Annotated in this window: 14 protein-coding genes; 2 read left to right on the top strand and 12 right to left on the bottom strand. The window is 47.9% G+C overall.

Annotated features, from left to right (window positions below):
* Positions 1-1,957 (bottom strand): HAMP domain-containing protein (locus AB4Z17_RS13545; RefSeq protein WP_441960239.1); only part of this gene is annotated, 1,957 nt, incomplete at its 3' end.
* A gap of 238 nt (positions 1,958-2,195) precedes the next feature.
* Here AB4Z17_RS13545 and AB4Z17_RS13540 point away from each other — a divergent pair.
* On the top strand, positions 2,196-2,582 hold the full coding sequence (locus AB4Z17_RS13540; RefSeq protein ID WP_076267901.1) for a DUF4280 domain-containing protein: 387 nt from the start codon (positions 2,196-2,198) through the stop codon (positions 2,580-2,582).
* A 1-nt stretch (position 2,583) separates the two neighbouring features.
* Positions 2,584-4,407, top strand: coding sequence for a hypothetical protein (locus AB4Z17_RS13535; protein ID WP_441960237.1), 1,824 nt, complete (start codon positions 2,584-2,586; stop codon positions 4,405-4,407).
* Positions 4,408-4,447: 40 nt separating this feature from the next.
* Here AB4Z17_RS13535 and AB4Z17_RS13530 read toward each other — a convergent pair whose 3' ends face one another.
* From AB4Z17_RS13530 to AB4Z17_RS13480, 11 genes are all read right to left on the bottom strand, one after another.
* Positions 4,448-4,528, bottom strand: coding sequence for an IS3 family transposase (locus AB4Z17_RS13530; RefSeq protein ID WP_441909092.1), 81 nt, complete (start codon positions 4,526-4,528; stop codon positions 4,448-4,450).
* Between the two features lie 419 nt (positions 4,529-4,947).
* Complete coding sequence (locus tag AB4Z17_RS13525; protein WP_441960235.1) at positions 4,948-6,663, bottom strand: SGNH/GDSL hydrolase family protein; 1,716 nt, start codon at positions 6,661-6,663, stop codon at positions 4,948-4,950.
* Positions 6,663-7,712: a DUF1835 domain-containing protein gene (locus AB4Z17_RS13520; RefSeq protein ID WP_441960233.1), complete on the bottom strand. Its 1,050-nt coding sequence runs from the start codon at positions 7,710-7,712 to the stop codon at positions 6,663-6,665. The genes AB4Z17_RS13525 and AB4Z17_RS13520 overlap by 1 nt, the downstream gene beginning before the upstream one ends.
* A gap of 106 nt (positions 7,713-7,818) precedes the next feature.
* Positions 7,819-9,489: a hypothetical protein gene (locus AB4Z17_RS13515; RefSeq protein ID WP_441960231.1), complete on the bottom strand. Its 1,671-nt coding sequence runs from the start codon at positions 9,487-9,489 to the stop codon at positions 7,819-7,821.
* Positions 9,490-9,515: 26 nt separating this feature from the next.
* Positions 9,516-11,621 (bottom strand): phage tail protein, encoded by a 2,106-nt coding sequence (locus AB4Z17_RS13510; protein WP_441960229.1) that lies wholly within the window; start codon positions 11,619-11,621, stop codon positions 9,516-9,518.
* A gap of 33 nt (positions 11,622-11,654) precedes the next feature.
* A complete protein-coding gene (locus AB4Z17_RS13505) occupies positions 11,655-13,919 on the bottom strand; it encodes a putative baseplate assembly protein (protein WP_441960227.1) in 2,265 nt (754 codons plus the stop codon).
* A gap of 52 nt (positions 13,920-13,971) precedes the next feature.
* The gene (locus AB4Z17_RS13500; protein WP_441960242.1) at positions 13,972-17,067 is read right to left on the bottom strand and encodes a baseplate J/gp47 family protein; all 3,096 of its coding nucleotides are present in this window, start codon (positions 17,065-17,067) and stop codon (positions 13,972-13,974) included.
* 17 nt (positions 17,068-17,084) lie between these two features.
* Positions 17,085-17,486, bottom strand: coding sequence for a GPW/gp25 family protein (locus AB4Z17_RS13495; protein WP_076267908.1), 402 nt, complete (start codon positions 17,484-17,486; stop codon positions 17,085-17,087).
* 22 nt (positions 17,487-17,508) lie between these two features.
* Positions 17,509-18,237, bottom strand: a complete 729-nt coding sequence (locus tag AB4Z17_RS13490; protein ID WP_441960225.1) for a phage baseplate assembly protein V — start codon at positions 18,235-18,237, stop codon at positions 17,509-17,511.
* A complete protein-coding gene (locus AB4Z17_RS13485) occupies positions 18,234-19,319 on the bottom strand; it encodes a phage late control D family protein (RefSeq protein WP_441908923.1) in 1,086 nt (361 codons plus the stop codon). Before AB4Z17_RS13485 ends, AB4Z17_RS13490 begins: the two co-directional genes overlap by 4 nt.
* Positions 19,320-19,323: 4 nt before the next feature.
* A complete protein-coding gene (locus AB4Z17_RS13480; protein ID WP_076267910.1) occupies positions 19,324-19,950 on the bottom strand; it encodes a CIS tube protein in 627 nt (208 codons plus the stop codon).
* Position 19,951: the final 1 nt, after the last annotated feature.

The raw sequence follows: 19,951 nt of genomic DNA, 5'->3' as shown, positions 1-19,951 counted from the left end.
GAACCTGATCTCCAAGGTGAATATCGGTAATTCCCTTTTTGCCTAAATATTTAAAAATCTGCTGCGGCACAAAGCGATGCGAAGCTTCGCTGAACGAAGTAATGTCCTTTATGTACGTTCGAATATGAAGCGCCATGCGATTGAACTGCTCTCCCAAATCGCCGACCTCGTCCTGTGAGCGTATGTTGACCTTCACATCCCAGTTGCCATTTGCCATCTCCATTACGCTTTTGCGAAGCTTGCGCAGCGACGAGAGCAGATAATACGTTACAGCGAGTACGAGAACGATTAATACTAAGCTTATAAGCCCAATGTTTCGCATGATGCTTTTGTAAATAGTTTGATTGGATTGATACAATACATTCAAATCCCGGCCTGTTTCATAAACGCCTACAATTTTGTTAGTAGAATCATAGATAGGTCCAATTGCATATAGCCATTTGCCTGTAGCATCTTCCCATCGGTCCGTTACAACCTCGCCCTTCTCAACCACAAGCCGGTTCAGCTCGTTCTTAGGAAAAGGCTTGTACATATTAACGCCGTCATCATCATCCATAATGATGAAGATTTCACCATTTTCATATCTGTATAATGTGCTGTACAGACCTTTGCGATTTGCAGGATCCTCGCTTTCGAACAAGAAGTTCATTTTGCTCCGAATCGATTCATAATCCTTGCTCATATAATCGTTTGGCGAAGTCAATCGATTCAGCTGATCGCCGTTAATCATATTTTGACCATTGCGAGCAAGCAAAGACAGCTGCTTCTGCATCTCATCCTCCATTTTGCTGGAGAAACTATCATATATAAAATTGGATAACATAATCATCGCTATTATCAATATCGGAACAATTGCAAAAACTTGTTTGAAAAACAATGAAATTCTGCGATTAAGCACATGTACATAGAACAGTCTGATTATCATAACTAAAATAACGAGCAATACGGCAGCCGCCAGCCACGTCATCCAACCCTGTACCACCGAACCGCGATCATAAGTTAGCTTCGCAAGGACACTCGTATGGCTGCCAGCCTCATCCATGCTGACGATGCTGTCACCTAAAGCAAGCTCCATCTGACCTGCTGCGTTCATTGTCAAATCCATAATATCAAGGCTTTCCGCATGCGGAGCTATTGTTTTTAACGATGCTTCATCTATGACCGTTCTTAAATTGCTGGAATCCTTCGCATTCATACTCGTAACTGCATTTACTAGGCGATCAATAAAATATAATTTTCCATTCTCGTGCAGAAGCAGTCCTTCAGGGAAGTTTTTGCGAGTGCGATCCATGCCTTCCAGCGGATAGGACAGCTCGCTTTCGCCGCCTGCATTCACTCTGAAAATAGCGCCGCGCTTCGTAGAGTAATAGATTTGATCCGGCGCATACCCTACGATTTCTGATAGGTAACGATCTACAGGCAATTTAAATGTTAGCAGCTCCTCTGCCTTGCCGCCTGCAGCAGATAACCGATTTAATTGTACGTTCGTCTCTTCGTTTATGTAGAAATAAATATCTTCCTTTACAACTTGAAGACCCTTGATCAGCCCTACCCGTTTGTTGGTACCGCTTCCCTCGAACGTAAACAGGACCGTTCCTTTTGTATCGCCGATCGTGTAGCGTACAATCCTTTCTTCGCGTACATAAAGCCCATATCCGTCCAAAATCGTATCAAGAACATAGATTGTGCCGTCAGCCGCCACCGCTATATCTGTAAAATCATGTCTTATGGTAGCATCATCCTGCCGAATGATCTCTTCAATAGATCCTTTGCTGCCGATTCGTATAATCTCTTGACGTGAATCTCCGATAACGATCATGCTTCCATCCGGCCCTGCCGATGCCTTGGATAAATAAGCGAGGGGTTTCTCTGTTTTATACGGAGGGGTTTGAAAGTGATTTAAGTTTGGATAAAGCCAGAAGCCGAGGCAAATTGCTATTATACTCAGAAGAGTCATACCCATAGTGGACCTTCGCATGTGCACCATCGCTTTCATTTTTCAAAATATTTCTATTTCCATATTACTACATGTTTAGTCATTTAGCATCAGCATTGTTGTAAGAATTCATCGAATGTTAGCTATTTTAGTAGGTTTATGTTGATGGCTTTTAGGGCTTATAGTACTATTAAAATAGTAGAATATAGCAAAAAACAGGAGAGGCATTAAGTAAGGCCTACTCTCAGGAAGGAATTATATGGGACAACTTATATGCGGAGGAGCTACCATGCAATGCTCTTTTGGAGCAGCTCCCGGCACGTTTAATGTGTTGCCTGCCAATCGCGTTCTGACGGCTATGCCGATAGCGAACATTATGGATAATAAACCGATGGTTAATATACTGCCCTTTGGAGTTTGTAATTCGCTGGCCAATCCGATGGTCGCAGCCGCAACTGCTGCTGCCTTAGGCGTACTTACCCCTCAGCCCTGTATTCCCGTTACAGCCGCTCCATGGGTGCCCGGCTCGCCAACCGTGTTAGTTGCGAACATGCCCGCTTTAAACAATTCGTCCAAATGCATGTGCAACTGGGGAGGCGTCATTCAGTTCGTGAATCCGGGACAGATGACGATACAGGTGCCATGATATGATAGCGCAAATTCTAAATCCTATAATCAAGCCCATTAAGCGAAAAATTATTGCGCCTCTTAAACGGGCGAAAACGCTGCCAAAGCGTATGYTTGCCGTGCTCCGCAAGTGGCTGGTCACTGCTATTTTTGGCCCGCTTCGATCGCTCAACAATTATTTGCGCATCGGCAGCTACTACATAGCGAAGAAGCTTATCGCACTTGTTCTCGTCATTACACTGATCATCGTTTATTTTGGATTTGTAAGCCCGCCAGCCTTCGTTAACAAATGGTTCGGACGAACGCCTCAGCTGGAAGCAGCTGCTGCTGCGAATGGCAGCTTCACAGGAGCTGCATCCGTCCTTGACGCGGAAGGTAATCTGCTGTTTAAAGGAGAGCTGGTCGATGGTCAATACAGCGGTCCAGGGAAGCTATATTATCCAAACGGCAAGCTTCGTTACCAAGGAGATTTCGCTAAAGGAATGATGGCGGGCTCAGGCGAGTTGTTTAATGAAGAGGGTGAGCTTCTCTACCGCGGACAGTTTGCTGACGATCAATATGCGGGAGCTGGAACTTTATTTTATCCAGGGGGAAAACCTCAATATGTAGGCGAGTTTGCAGCTGGAGCGTACGAAGGAGCTGGTACAGCATATAATGCTGGCGGCGGGATCATCTATGCTGGCGCCTTTCTGAAGGGTTCATACAGCGGCGATGGCAAACTTTACAATGAATCAGGCAAGCTGATCTATGAAGGCCAATTTAATACTGGTGTTTATGAGGGTACAGGCAAGCAGTTCGACAATAATGGCGTTTTATTATTCGAAGGCAGCTTCCTTGCTGGCAAGCTGTCTGGCCCGGGGAAACAATATTATCCTTCAGGCTTCGTAAAATACGACGGCGCCTTTCTGCTCGGCAGCTATCACGGGGTTGGCAGCTTATTTAACGAGACAGGCTCCATTGTTTATACAGGGTCGTTCGCAAGTGGCCTGCAAAATGGCAGCGGACAAATGTTTAATGCCTCAGGCGGTATTGTCTATGACGGCAAATTCGTCAATAACAAATATGAAGGCATAGGAGCACTGTACGATATGGACGGCGCGCCTCTTTACAAAGGTTTTTTCAGAGACGGCAGCTTGTACGCTGAAGGCTTCATGAATCTGTCGCTCGTAAAGCTGCAAGAAACGTTGGGTGTTCCTGATGCTCCTGTAACTGTTCCTGAGGAAGAGCTTACTGAAGAAATCATTGTAGACGAGCCTTCAGAACCTATAACGACCGACGAAACAGATTCTTCAGCAGATTCTTCATCACCTGAACCGAAAGCGACAGACCAAGCAGCGATAGTACCTTCGGCGACGCCGGAAAACAGCAGCAATTCAGCCGCAATGCCAACGGCAACACCGCAAAGCATTCAGACAAAGACAATGGCTGCTGGCGGCTCCACTGCTCTACCTGCTGCACTAGGCAGCACCAAGGAATCGGCGGCCAACACAGAGAAGGATACAACGAAAAGCGAAGACCCTGTATTGGTTGATCCCGACCTAGCACTCGATCCAATACTGCCGCAAACGCTGACGTTCAGCGCAATGCAAATGTCCTTTGTACTGGAAGTCGATGAAGACAATCCAGAAGCTTTTTTTGTAAGTCAACTGACGACATGGAATCCAGTTGTCATGGAACAAACGTACAGCAGATTRTTAGCCGCCAAAACGGTATCCACCAAGGAAAAGCTCGACAATGGCCGAGTACGGGTTCTGTTCAAGTCAGGCAGCACGCTTCTCAGTTTTTTATTAAATAAAGATAAGCCTGTACGACTTGAAATGTCCTATATCATTCCTGAGGAATAACAATAAAAGTGAACTGCCCCCGGTCAAGTAGAAAAAAACGTTAAACGGCCTTAGTCCTAAACTCCATTGGACTGAGGCCGTTTAGTTTTGCCTGAAATCGTTCGTAATTGTAAAATTGAATGTAGGGTTCAATGTCCTATTTTAGCTCATCAAAAGTTCGGTACGTTTGCAAATTATATTTTTCACACTTCAGGATTCCCCAGAAGGATGCTATGGGACTGTTGAAGGCAGCGGCGATAGGGCCAAGTTCACCACTTTCGATCTATTCGATAATGGTAAGTTTCTAGACATGAAAATGCTCCACTCATAGCAATAGGTTTTTTTATTACTTCACCTGTCTACTATTTGGGGAGCATATTATAACGGACATACATTCCGCTATTTACTGATTTTAAGCCCATTTCGAATTCTAACGGACATCAGATGCGTTATTTATCCAAATTAAAGGATAATCATTGCTCTTGAAGCCAAATAAGAGACTGTATGTCCGTTAGCTCCTTAAAAATGGAGATTCCGAGCAAATAACGGATCTGATGTCCGTTAGCTCCTTAAAAATGGAGATTCCGAGCAAATAACGGATCTGATGTCCGTTAGCTCTTTATAAATGGAGATTCCAAGCAATAACGGCTCTGATGTCGGCTGCTCCAAGCTATGCGGGTGATGGCCGACTCCCGGCTTCACAATGACTTTAATGGTTCCGCCAAGCTCCCGGTAACGCTTCTCGAATGGCAGCGTGTTCTCTTCAATAGGCAGCGGAATATCAGCATCTCCTGCAACGATCAAAACGGGAATACCGCCTGCTGCCAGCTCTTCTACTCTGTCCAGAGGAGAGCAGCCCTTAAGTGACAATTCCGTTTCTTCCGTCTCACCGTAAACAGCCAGACACTCCTCCCACTCAGCCGCTCCACCTGCAGCCACGCCTTTCCCGCCCGGCCAGCTGCGTATATCGAGTACAGGGGCATCTAAGTACAGCAGCTTCACTTGGTCTGGGTACTTGGCTGCATAGTTAAACGCATATAACCCGCCGCGGCTGAAGCCAAAAAGCACCGTTTTTGGAGCGAGCTCATAAGCTCCTGTCACGTAGGTTTGGAACGTTCGCATCCGCTCCACCGCACCCGGGCATCCATACATGTCGCTTAGTCGATAATAAGCAATTGCCCAGCCCTGCTCGAGCAAAGCCATATCGGCATAGGAGAACGCGTCAAAAAACTCAGCGCGCCATATCCAAGGCCTGCCTTCGGCAAATGTTTTAGGAAAAACGATTAGTCCTTCTCTTCCCTCCAGCATAAAATCGATACGCTCATAACCCTTCCAGCTCGAAGCACGGCTATTATTTTTGTTCTCTGGCCGATCAGCCAAGGAGAGAATGAGATTTTTAAGTGCTTCGCCCTCCTTCAATGCCTGCTCCAGCGGCAGCGCTTCCGCTTTATTCGGGTTCGTATGTCCGACATGCTCCTTCCATGCCGAGCTAAGCAATCGATGGCGCTGCTGTACAGCTGAGAATAGCGATGAAGAGTCTGGTTGGAGCACATATTCGGGCATTTGCTCCAGTGATATATTAAACAACACGCGAAGCAGAGCCGCGGCGATCAGCCAGTGCCCCTCTGCATTCGGATGAATACCGTCCCCCGTTATATAATTGTGAGTCTCCTTACGCTTATGCTCCCACATGCGAAGCATTGGATTATGGATAGAAACGAGCGCATCTGCGACATCGTCCAAAGTCAGCACCCAGTCTGCGTATCGCTTCAATACATCCTCATAGTCAGCAAAAGGTTGAGAATAGCTGTATGCTGGTTGCCCCGAAGGAAGCAAGCTGCCGCCGGTAAACGATGCAGCATCAAATGGAGGCGGCGTCATAAGAATTACTTTGGCTCCCGCAGCCTTAATCTGAGTAACAGCCCGTAATAGACCCTGTTGATACGCTTCGAATCTATCAGAAGAATAAGGATAATAGATGCCGTCATTCATCCCATAACATACAACGACCCAGTCCGGTTTGCTTTCCGCTAGAGCCTTGCCAAGCCGATCATGCAAGCAGGGACGAGGAAAAGGATGCTCCGGTTCGCTTAAGCCAGATGCTGTCTCGCTGCTTACGCCAAGGTTAATGAGTGTCATTTGATTGGCTGGCATATGCTGCAGGAAATAAGCATCCATGTAAGCAATAAACGTACCATCATCCGTAATGCTGTCTCCTAAAAAAACGATCTTTTTCTTATCTGGAATAGCAGAATCCTTCCCAAATAACGGCTTCATCAAATTGTCCTCCCTCTGTTATTTCGCACGGAATATTGATGCATCGCACCCGGCAGTCCTCTAAACGCCAAGCAGCCATCGCTAATTAGCGTCCACAGCCGATATTCAGTGAAACGAAAGTCGATTAGCTGGAAATAATGGTCCTGCAATTCTCCAATAACAGCTCCTGCCTTTACAAAACGATCCTCGCTTTCGATTGCAAGCTTATCAATAATAGCTATAAGCCTCCTATCAAGCTCCTCTTCAGCAGCATGCTTAATCTTGCCATCTTCCCATAAACGCAGTGTACACTCTTCCCTGGAAAGCTCCAACCACTCTGCTTCATAGCGTCGTCTCTCAATATCTACTATTTTCTCTGCTTGCTCATATCCGTTTACGATATTTAAGTAAACATCCCTCTCTAGCAGCCCTTGCGCATAGTGAGGCAGGTTAGTCTGCATGCTTGCCGCGTTAAGCCGAAAAAGCTCAGAAACATTCATCTTATGTACGCTATTGGTACGATTCTTTAGCAAATGCAAGATGAAACGCAGTCCTACCTGATCGTGCGCGTTATCGGCACACCAGATGATGATAGATTTATGCTCAGCTATGGCTGTTATTTTCTCGGTCATTCTCTGAATCTGATGCTCACGATTCATGTGGTGATTGAACATAAAACCAGACAGCTTCTCCATTTGCCAAAATTCTCGTGCCCGCTGTCCTTCCACACGATCAATATTCTTAATTGGACCTACTGAAAAGCAATCATTAAACGACAATACCTCATTATCTGTTCTTTTTCCTAAATTGCTTAGGGCTACTTTCAAAGATCCTGCATCCGACATGCTGCATACGAGATGAACCATGCTTTTGCGCTGCTCAGCTTCAACTCGCAAAGAATGTGAGTGCTGCACGCTTTTTTCATACATTTGTACAATGGAGCCAGCCAGAGCCTTCTGCTCCCCATTTCCTTGTTCAGTAAACGGTACAGTCAGCTTTAGAAGGTCGTTTAGAAGGCTTCTAGCCTCACCCTCGCTCAGCTCCCTTAAACGCTCATAAAGGTCTTTCAAATCAAAGCCTCCTTCTTGTACACCTACACTAGTTTACGCCATATATAAAAAAAGCTGCTCAGCAAGATCATCGTTCTTATCGACCTTCTGAACAGCTTATAATGTCTTACTCCTGCTGCGATGCAGCTGCTTCTGCAAACCCTTGATCTATCTCATCATTTACTTGATCAGCCGCTTTCGCCGCGCCTAAACTTTTGAATGCCCACCAGCGAACCGCGATTACAGACGCAGCCGACTCGGTTTCACCTTGAAGCTTCATTCCGATACGGAATGTGCCCTTCTCTGGATAAACAATTGTTCCAAGCGATACATTCGGTATATCAGGCTCAAACTCCGTGCCTTTAAATACGTCGCTTTGTCCATAATATACTTTTTTCATCGTGCTTGTTTGGTCAGCCAAAATCGTCTTATCGATCTCTTCCAAGCCGACTACAACCGATACTTGACCCTCGCCAAGGCCATGCTGAATTTCATCAGACACATAGTTTTTTTTGCCGCGCGAGAAGAAGAAGCCGCCTGTCTTTCCGATAGACTCCAGCGCTACTTCCATTGTACCCGTTGAAATCTCATCATACAAATGCTGAGGCCGCGGAATACCAAGCTTGAAATCAAATTCATTGCGTTCGGGATGATACTGTACATCAAGAGATGGCTTCTCATCATATTCCAGATCATGCGTCTCCGCGCTCGCATAAAACTTATGAAGCGATGAGGATTGCGACGTTTGCGTTAAACGCTGCAGCAGCGCGGTGCTCTCGATATATTCATCAAAAGGTACACGATCCACCTTCTCAATCATGTAGGTCGGTCCCATTTGGAGCAAGCTGATTTTGGCTAGGCAAATGCTTTGATCAGCAGAACCCTCTACTGCCTGCTCTAAGCTGCGTTCATGCCAATCCTTCAATATACGATTCGCTACAGGCTCGTCCAGCACCTCAATGATCTGCTTCGCATTCGTATCCAGTGGAATAGCCGAGTCGCCAATGGTTAACTTCGCAGCATGATTAGGCACAGTAAGCTGTGCTTTGACGCCAGCAGTCTGCGGCGCTTTCAAATGAAAGCTAACGGAGTACTCCGTTTCCTGCGCATCGCCCGGCTCAACAAACATAACGGTATTCCCATCATGGCCAACAGAGGTAAAGCCCATCGCTTCATAATCATATTGGAAAGCAATTCGCGGCGTTTGCAGAGTCTTCTCAACCACCAGCTTAACCTCAACAACCTCGCCGACATTCACATACTTTGGCATACGCTGCGTAATCCGTACATTCGCATCTTCATAAATCGTAGCTACATTTTCAAGCAATCTAACGAATTCAAATGAGGACGGTGCAGGCGCTTCTTCATTAATGAATAAACGATAGGATTCAAGCACACGGTTGTATTCGCTCACTTCATCGTTGCGAATTGCTGAATTGCCTACCGAGTGAACGGGCTCCTTGCCTTTCTCATCATAAGCGACGCACAAGTATACGTTTTTCTTATATTCATTGTTTGTAAAGCCCTCGATCATCGAAAGCTTTAACGTTACAGGTGAAGGAATAACGAGTTCTCGTCCGATATAATCGATTGCTACGCCCATTTCGACCGAAATTGTTTTGTCATCTACCGCTACAACCTGCATGCCGGACAACACGCCGCTGCCATAGAGCAGACGGTTCAACAGCCTTCTCTTATCATTAAAATATTTTTGCTCCGACTCGAAATCGCGTACCGTCAACAGCTTCCCGTAAAAATAACGATTTCTCTCAAATGGATACAGCCTCGATTTTTTCACTTGTACCGCTCCTTCGCGTAATTATACTATTCCAGCTCTGAATCCATTTCTAAACGGGTATGGATATCCATGCGCTTCTCCATGCCAACGTCAACGATCAGCGTATCATTTGGCATCGAACGATCAGGGTTCAGCTTGAGCAGTGAAGGCTCAGTCAGCACCGTATTTATGCCTAAGTACGTATGTAAATCCAAATACATCCAAGGCTGCAGCAGCACCAGCTTCGCTTCCGTATAGGCTGGCTTTTGCTCATCCAGCAGCTGTTCGATAACGACTCGCTGCTTCTCAGTTGGCGCTTGTTCCGGCCGCAGCAGCACGGTAAACGTATAGGGATCATCACTATAAAGCTGGTCTGTCAGATGCCGCAGCTCTCCGTTGTCACGCATCGCCTTTGTTTGAAAATATTCCACGATCAGCGGTGCAATGCCCGTATAAATCTCGATCGTTTTCATTAAGCCTTGACGCGTGCCCCGGTAACGATAAAGCTCCGGTGCGGCCTGAATGAACGCCTGCACCTGCTCATCCGTCCAATAATCATCCGTTTCTAGGCCAACCCAAGTCGCCAGCCAGCGTAAATGCTCGCCCGTTGCCCGTTCAGGATCGATGTATTCCGATAAATCCTCAATTTCTTCCTCAATCTCGGAAAACAACGTGCCGAATAATGATAAATAACGCTCAAGAAAATCACGGCTTGCCGGGTCCTCTTGATAGACAGCAGGCAAATAATTTAAATAAGTGTCTCTCGGAAAATAAATTCGCATGGACTCCAATAGCGGCGTATACCGCTCCGAAGCGATCCATTCGATTTTTAGCCACAAGTAACGTCCTTTTGCTCCAAAAAACAATGCATCGCTCGGATTAATAACCGGCGCTGACCAAAATTCGGCTAGTGCATTCAGCTTTTCGCGGTAGGGGATCGTCGCATCAGCTAGCCAATCGTCTACTTTTCGATAGCTTCCGGCGATAATGCAGCTATCGTCATTTTGACTGAAATAGGATATATGAATCTGTGTGCCATCTGGAATAAAAGAGTTAAGCGCCATCTTGTGCCAGACGGTTTCGGCTTCTGCGCTATCGAACGCCCGTGAAAGCCAGACCCCTTCAGGAACACCCGTTTCCTCCATCAACAGCGTCTGCGGCTGTAAGTTCAAGATCGTAATTGTTCCGTCTTCGCTGTTCAAAATGTACATGCGATCCTTCTCATCAATCAACAGCTGATCCGCTTTGCCACGGAAACCTGTAATGCGTCCAACTGTCTCGCCTGCAGCATTCAACTGGACGATAAAGCGGTCATCCTCGCTCACTTGATCCATTTGCCTCGTGTCGCCAATATAAATCATGCCGCTGCTGTCAGCACATAGTCCTGCATAAGGAAGAGCAGGGAGTTCACGTTTCGCACTCAATGTTCCGGTAGGCCCGAATGAAAATAGCTTTGCGTATAACGTATCAAATATATAAAGCTCACCCGATGCCGCAACGGTCATAAAGTAAGTTCGGTTCAAATGCCTCAGCTTCGCTCGTACATGCTGTGTAAAGCTTGGATCACTCCATACACTGACGATCGCGCCGCCTAACGTAAACTGGATGATACCCATCTTAGCGCCTTCTGCTAATGCCGGCTCATCGCCTCCCGTGTCCAGTTCAAGCGGTGTCAGCACGTACACATACCGGTTATCCGCTGCTATCGCAAGCGGATGCAGCAGAACTCCATCTGCTTCATTGCCTCCGCGCGACCAGAGCGTTTGTCCATTGCCGGTATGATAAGCAGCGACTGTCCTCTCACCCATGCGATCTGCGGCAATTAAAAGCTCGCCGGAGGCAGCAAGTCTAGCATGGGAGCTGAACAGACCATGCCCTTGTGTAAACAAGCGCTTATGATCAGCATTAYGGCGGTCGTAAATCCACAGATCCGCGCGCTCATCCAGCAAAAACATATGCTCATGCTGCGAAACAGCCAGCTCTTGAATGGCAGCTGTACCTGCGAGGTCACTCAGCTGAATCGTTCCCGCTATTCCGTATTTGTTATCGCGGCGAACGCCGAAGCCTGCTAAATGAAAATCAAGATTATACCCGGTGCCGTGCAGCCAATCCTGCTCGCGGTTAATCGAGAAAAACTGGTCTTTTCCGTTCATGCTGTACCTCCTTTGCAGCCGATTGCCACGATGCTATAGATGGGTGCGACTAATGAGCTCAATTTCATGCTGACCCGAGAAAACAAGTCCCTGCGGCGGAAGAATGATGTCTCCTCCTGCACTTTTTCTAACATGCGCACCTTCCGCATCAATCCACAAATCCTGCACGTATACTACGCCGCTCGCCTTGCTTAGCGCATTATAAATGTCACCCTTATAGACAGACCGGCCAAATTTCCAGCCTTTGGTTCCATGCTCACCATCAAGCGGTCTTAGCAGCTTTTTCAATTGCTCTACTAAACGTTGTCCTTCATCTACGAATTGAGGCTCGACAACAACAACGGCATTGACGGTTACTTTAATGTAAATGGGGGGAATGACATGTACTTCTGTCGTTATTAATCTTCTTGTATCCAAATGACGTTTTACAGTTTGCAGAAAACCGGCGCTGGGCGTTGGTGTTTCGCTTAAGCCGTATGGTACGACTACAACAGAAACTTGACCATTTGCCCTCTCTCTCGGATAATCATCAAGTCCCGGCTTATAGAGAGGAATTGCATGCACTCTAGCTACGGCAGCGCCTGGTGTTGCTAAAGCCAACGTTTCGTAATCCTCATTGGTGACGGCACGGAATGTATGCTTCAGCTCTGACTGCGCCCGCTGCAGCGTTACCTGCAGCGTTTCCGCTTCCGAGCCTCCAGCTGCAAAACTTGGATTATTCACTTCGATTTGCAATGCTTTATGTGCTTCGTTCACCCACTCAGATATGAGATAAGGCTTAACGTTTCCACGATCACCACCGCCTAATTCGCAACCGGTTAGAACAATATTGGTGTCCATACTGACTGGCGGAATAGCTCCTTTTTCGCCATTGCCGAAGTAAATGAGTCTTTTGACGGGATCATAAATATAATGACGATCACCTGGCTTAGAGCGGTCAAACTCATCTACCCGCTTCCAATCCTGCCATTTGAAATGGCCATCCGGTTCTTGTTCACCTACCTGCAGCTTTAGTGCCTCGCGTTTCTTGCAGGATAGATTGTACAGCTCAAAGCTTTGGCTTGGCAGCCCATTGCTTCGTCCAATGAATCGGTAAAGATCAAATTTAGGTTCACTAGCAATGATACGAACCGTTTGTCCAGGCGGCGGAACAGCTCCGGTAGAGCCATCGCTAAACTGTACTGTGACATGATCCATCGAAGCATGTCTTAAAACGCTATAAAACGCAGGCGGGCGATCAGAGTGAGGCAGCTCCTCAAAGGAAGCAATCTCCTGCCAGTAACGCCATGCGCCATCAGCATCTTGCACTTGAACACGTATTTGTCCAAAAACAGCTAAGTAGGTAGCAATATGTATTTCTTCATGGGGCTCCCCTGATACCGTAAAATCAATCACTTCGCTTAATGTATCCTTCTGCTCAGCTTTGACCGTATGCAGCATTAGCTGACGAATGCGAGGCGGCATTTCATAACCAGACTCCTCAACTGTTGCACATATCCAATATCGCGGCTGCTCGCTTGCAGGATGCACAGTTACCGTACGCATCGGCGCCCTTAGGCAAAATGATATTTTACCGCTAAGCGTCAAATGGAGCGTCTCATCCTCTAGCACTTCAACGGGCATCCACCCTGCTGTCCCTGCTGCTTCATCCCAGCAATAAGCTTTCCACGAGAGCCTTGCAGATGGAGAAATGGCTTCGCGATTGATTACCAGATGCTGCACCTCGTCATTGCCAACGCCTTTATCCGCTTCCAAAAGATTGATGTTTATCGTGGCCTGTTCCTGTGGGCTCAGCTCACGATCGAAGGAAAGATAAAGCTTCGAGGCTGTCCTTGCATCCTTCCCGAACGCATAAAAGGCAACATTGGCATGATCATTTGTAGCTGTGACGTCATTGGCTTCCCGTTCCGTTCGTGTAACGATTCTATCCAGCGCAAGCGGCACAAGGGAAATGGAAGCTTCCGTCTCAAACATCTGATCCTCAGCCATCAGCTTCGTCCCGCGAGGCAGCGTCACCGGAGCTTTAATATTTGAGAACTGTACGGTAGCTCTCGCCGAACTTGCGTCTGCAGGCTGAATACCAAGCAGATCAAGAAACCTGCGCCTATTCTTGTCCGGGACACGGCCAATGAAATATCGCTGCATCTCTGTCAGCCAAGCGAATAGCTCAATAAACGTAATGCCCGGGTCATGCGCATTCTCATCCGTCCATTCCGGAACCCGCTTCGGGATGAGCCTTCTTGCTTGTTGAACGATTTCCGCATACGTGCGGTCGTCTAGCGGCAGCCTCGGCAGCATTTGATCTCTCCTTCCTTTTCTTTTTTTGATCGTACTACCTCATTCGGAACTCTTATTTCGGTCCAGGGAAAGCCGTTATGTTATGGCTGCCATTAACGACAATGCCATGAATAACCTCATTCATCCGGCCGGGATCCCATTCGGTACGATTTCCATTTTCTATTTTGACAATATGTAAATAAAGACGTTCGATATATAAAAGCGAGTGGACAGCATGCAAAAGGGAGTGAAGCACAGATACATGCAGCGTTTCTCCAATATTCCAGCCGTTGCCGTCAACATTTCCTGTTACCGAATGTAAGAACGCATTCAGCTTGGCTGTACAAGCCATCTCTAGCGGAAGCAGATCATCCACGGACTGGGATGCCACCGTTGCATGCACGGACACTTCCAAATAAGCCGGCTCGATGACCCTTATGGCACCGCCCAAGGAAACCAGACTGGATGCTGTCAGCATGAGCTCACGCTCCACTGCTTTGCGCAGCTCTGGAAACTGCGCAGCGCTTTCCAAGCCGCCCGCTGGGAATGCAACCACAACCATGGAGCCAGGTGAGCGCTCCAGCCTTGCATTTCGATTGCTTAAGCATTTCACCTTTGCGATCTGCGGATATGCCTCTCTAGCAATCCATTCTACGTCGCTTGCGGTAACTGCCCGTCCGCGGTGCTTAAGCCGCTGCGGTCCCCTTACGAGCACTTGCTCTACCCGTTCCGCATCACCGCCGCCAATTGAAGGAGCCGGATTGCTGATGCTGCTGACGAATGCAAATGGAAGCACCATTCCCGTTATTTGCCCGGCATCGACATGCCCGTTTGCGCCCGCGGTAGTTTTAAAGCGAACGCGCACCGTTTCCGCCGTATCAGAGGAAGGAAGCTTCCCGCGTATGCCATCTCCGAATTGCAGCATTCCGCCTGCGTGGTCCGGTGAATAATGACGGTCAATTGGGCCAGACTCTGCAAGCGAAACGACCGGCTGCCATCTCACCCAGAAGCGTTGGTCATTACCGTCACCGTCTCTTTGCAGCATATAATATTCAGGCTCGGAGTCAGACCATTTCACACGATCCATTGGCGTGAAATGTGCGAGCTCATCTACCCACACCTCTTCTTCAATGAATGCCGTAGGCGCTAGCTGTACAAAGCCATCCGCAGGAATCGTAAGCTCCTTCTCCTGACTAACCTGCTGCCTGACCGAAACAGCATTCAGATGCATGCTTGAGGCTACAGGATTGCCCGGAAAGGAATTTCCGAGCGAGCCATCAAGGTTGACCGCGCGTATCCAATAACGCTCATGCCCGAACAAGCGAGCCGGCGCCATCGTAGATGGACCTACAAATTGCAGCTCTCCGCTTATCGTAAATGCCTCAGTGTTGTCCACCACCTTCAGCGGCTGCCAAAGGTAGCGGCCTGCTTCCAAGCAAAGCGCTTCCCACTCCACCCACGGCGGTTGATTGCTGGCTGTAAACCTGCGTTCCAGTTCAATATGCAGGCGAATGGGACCTTTTAACGGTGCAGCACTAAAGGAAACATACATCGCAGGATGTCTTGCTGGAATTTGCTCAAACAGCTTAAAGGACTGGCCGCCATGTTGTGCAGAAGGCGTTCGATCACGATTGTCAATATTGCTTCTTGTATAGACATGCTCTGGCATAAATAAGCTTTGCGAGGCATGAGCATAAGACAGAACAGGTTGTGCGAGCCAAGGGGACATATATTCCACGACAGGCGCGATAATGGGATCAGTCTGCAGCACACGTGCCCGAATCCAATAATCAGACGTACCATTTACGAACGTTTCCGCCATATCGTCTGGACAGTTGAACGTCAAAGTAAAGCTTCGTTCACTCTGCTCCGGCAGCTCGGCAAACAATGTTCCGAATTGCTCGCTGCCGGGCAGCCTGCCCCAATTGCTGCCATCCCAATACTCCCATTGAACACTTCTGATGCATACGCGCGGCGGATCCTTCTCGTCAAAATCAGAGGTCCGCATGACCATTTTCCACTTTACTTCGGGATCCTGCGCCATTCTGAGCCTACTCGGAATCGCCCTCGCAGAGAAGGTCAGCTTGATTTTGCTTTGACGCTTGCTAAACGCCTCTTCACACGATAAATAAAAAACGGAATAAGGAACAAAATGTTCTCCAAACGGGTAAAACCCATCCTTCAAGAGCTCCGTATCATTAAAATATAATGCGCCTGGCTCAATGCCAACATTGTCGCCTGCCGCATCATGCGCAGCACGAAGCCTTATTTTATCCATCTCCAAATGCTTGTTAAGCAGAGGAGAGGCAGCGCCTTGCAGCTGTTTCACGGTACACCTGATCCAGCGGCCAGTTATTCCTTCATGCTCAGTGAGCTCCAGCTTTCCAGCTCGCTGTTTATATAATACGACCATGCTGCCTGCAGCCGTTGCGGAATCAAATTTCACCCATTCCCCGTTGCATGGATACGTCCATTCCACCCACTCTGATGCGAGCGAGGCAGCAAGCTCCGGCTCAGAGTAACGTTTTTCGGTGTGGTGAACATTTATGTAAAATCGGCTTGGCCGATCTACTAGAAAGATATCGTCATGCCGAATATAAAGCGTATGCTCCTGCTCATTTGGCATAGAGCTGGTATCGAACAAGCTGATTGGGTCAGCTAGGCCGCTCTTCAATCGATCTCCATAGTCCAGTGCTGCAGTAGCAATATGATCCTTTTGTGGATTTACACTAATCCACTCCATCAGCTTCGCTGGTGTAGCGAGCAGCACCTTCTCCGTCTCAAATACGAGCGGCTCGCCGCCGTCAGGATGAGGGGCTGTCAATGCAATGCCTGCCGGTAAATAAACAGGGTCGACCGTTCCTTCACTCAGCTGAAACACAACGGTCGCCCGGGCTGGACGAGGCGGCTGCAGCTTGACTTCGATAAGATCGAGGAAAGCAAGGAAATGATTGAGCGGCGCTTGATTAAGCCGATTAACCGTGTCCTCCAGCATCTCAGCGGTCAAATAGGCAAGTCCCGTCCCCGCATCAGGCTCCTCCTGCGAGAAGCGCCACTCCGGCGTATAATGAGGTGCCATCTCCTTTAACTGAGCCATAAAAGAGGATAAGTTATTATGATTGATTTTTGGCGGACGGTTGTCACCGCCATTTCTTCCCCCGTGCTTCATCACGTTGCTCGCTCCCGTTATTTGCTTCCTTCCTCTAAATAGAAAGGAAACACCTGATTAAAAAGATTGTTTGTGGATCTTACCGCATAGGAGACGCTCATTAGCACACGGCCGTTATTTTGCCGATCAGGCTTCACCTCTACCTCTACGTCCTTTACTCTCGGCTCCCAAATTCGAATGGCTTCCTGCACATCACTGGCAATGAGTCTAAGCGATGTCTCATCCGTTGTGCCAAATACAAAATCCCGCAAGCCGCAGCCAAAATCAGGACGCATTAATCGCTCGCCCTTCGACGTTCGAATAATAATTCGGATAGACTCTTCAATGTCATCCTCGCCTTCCGCCATGCGAATACGGCCGGTTGTTGCGTCTACCTGAACGGGAAATTTCCAACCTTTCCCCAAAAAAGATGCCGACATCTGCTGCAGCCTCCCTCAGCCATCAATTGATCTTAACCATTGCGCCCTTCAGCGACAAAATGCCGTTAGCCTTTACCTCAAGCATGCCATTGGATTGAAGCGTGAGCGCTGCATCCGCCTCCACCTTCACCTGAGCGCCTTTTACGGTAACCGATTTTGAGCCCGTCACTTTTACATCGCCTTGCGCGCTCATCTCAATCGTAGACGCTGAACCACATTGGATGGTAACCTTCTTTCCCATCTCATCCAGCTTGATCGATTGCTGCTTATCTTGCGTTTCAACCGTAACCGTTTTATCCTTATCAGCAAACGTAATATGATGGCCTTTTGACGTTTTTATCGTAACCGTGCCTGCGCTGCTCGTATCATCAAACGTAATCTCATGCCCGGTTTTCGTCTTGATTTTGCGAATATCGTTTTTGTCGTTCGGCGCAGGCGGCTTTTGTTTCTTGCTCCACAAAGAGCCAATGACGATCGGCTGATCCAGCCGACCCATYAAGAAGGCGACAAGCACCTCATCATTCACCTCCGGCRAAAAGAGAGAGCCCATGTCGTTCCCGCCCATTAAAGTCGCAACGCGCACCCAATCGGTCTGGAGCTCGCCTTCGCGCAGTGGGAACTTCACCTTTACGCGGCCAAGCTTATCCGGGTCCTTGTTGTCGGTAACGATTGCATTCCACACTCCGGACAGCTGCTCGGATTGCATGGAGCGCTGATGCTGGTCAAAAAAACCGGGATACATCGTGCTCATATCGCATTCCCCTCCGTCTCAAAATAAATCATGTAGCCATCCGTTGCGTCGAGTCGATGCGTAACCTTTGTCAACCGCAGCAGTTGATTCAGCTTGTCGCTGCCGAGACCCTCAATCTTGATTAATTCACCTGGCTTCAGCTCTGGAAAACCAATCGAAGTTCCATGACCGCTCACAAGCTCGCGGGAAATACGATCCAGCATCGCCTTCGCAAGCGATTGCGCCTCGTCCTGCGATGCTGCCTGCGTATATACGACCTCCATCTTTTGATTAGAGAGCATGCTTGCTACACTTGGGCCGCTTTTGGTGTTCGTACCAATAATGGTAACCGAGCTGGCAACGGATTCTATCGCTTGCATCTTATCGACGTCATAGCCGCGAACTTTGACTTGTGAAGTCTGGCTGGAAGCATCCACCGTCAGTGTGAACTGAACAAGGTTTTTTCCATATTTCAGCGTAATAAGCGGCGCTCCTGATGTTTTCGGTTTTTTGAAAATAAGCTTGGATGCTTCTACATAGAAATGCCTGTCGTTATCCAACGCAAGCGAGCGGACAAAATGATAATCGCTTACCCCGATTTGCTCAATCGTTTTTTTGGTAACGCCCGTATCGTCCAAATCGACAGACAAACCATAATTTCCGGCAATTTGCCGAACAACGTCGCTGTCCTTCATTTGGTTCCACACCTTAGAGTGTGACGTCTTCATCATGAGAAAAGAGCGGTCCATCGCCGTTACGACAATGCTTGGGCTGCCGTTTGAAGGATAATCAATGGTATAACCTGTCATGATTCCATCAAATACAAGCGATTTTTTATCTGCGTAACCAAGCTTGATTTGCACCTTCTTGCCTACCGCAATCGTTGTGCCTACCCATTGCATGCGGGATTCGCTCCATATATAGCCATTAGAAATCGAAAATCTGGCGATATCCGCCTGTGCATCCGTCGTTTGCTCGACATCAACCCATTCTACGGCCATGTTCGAAAGCTTGATCAATTGACCCTCTATTAAAATATCAACCTCAGGTGCGCTAAAATCACCATATTTGGATTCCAAATCCTCAAAGGAGTTTGCAGCCACGTTTTCACTCCAATCTCGGAATCGTCAAGCTTCTTCCGGATAACAGCATACGGGGGTTATCAATCCCATTCGCTTCGGCGATATGGCGCCATGCTCCCGGGTCCTCGTATTCCTCAGCCGCTATTGACCACAGCTGATCCCCTTGCTTGACCGTCTTTTGCTTCGTACGGTCGGCAGATTGACGCGGAATTTCTTGGTATTGTTCCTTCATCGTTTGCGAGCTCAGCATATCGACCGTTAAGGATGCCCTAACCGGGACGCCGGTTTCCAGAAACATCGTGTATTTCTGCGTAATGCTCGTAATGACTCCTTTAAAATCAAGCGAGCCCCAAATGAATTTACAGGTCGGCGGCGTATGCAAATCCGAGTCAACATCGAGAATGCCCACGATTTTGGAAGTATAGGTACGAACGTCAATGCCCGCTTCATACGTATCAAAAAACAAATTCAGCTTCAATGTTGTCCGCTCACCGCTCGTAAATTGGGAGAGCGGGGTTTGCAGCCCCGCAATCTCCTTCTCCGCATATTGATTTCCGGATTCCATCTCATAATCAGTCGGGTTAAAAAGCACATCTACCTTCTCGGTTTCTTTCGCTCGAAAGATCCAAAACTGCGCCTTGCTTAATGCCATT

The organism is Paenibacillus sp. TAF43_2, assembly GCF_052113545.1.
In the GTDB taxonomy this organism is placed as follows: domain Bacteria; phylum Bacillota; class Bacilli; order Paenibacillales; family Paenibacillaceae; genus Pristimantibacillus.
This window is presented reverse-complemented; position numbering and strand designations above follow the sequence as displayed.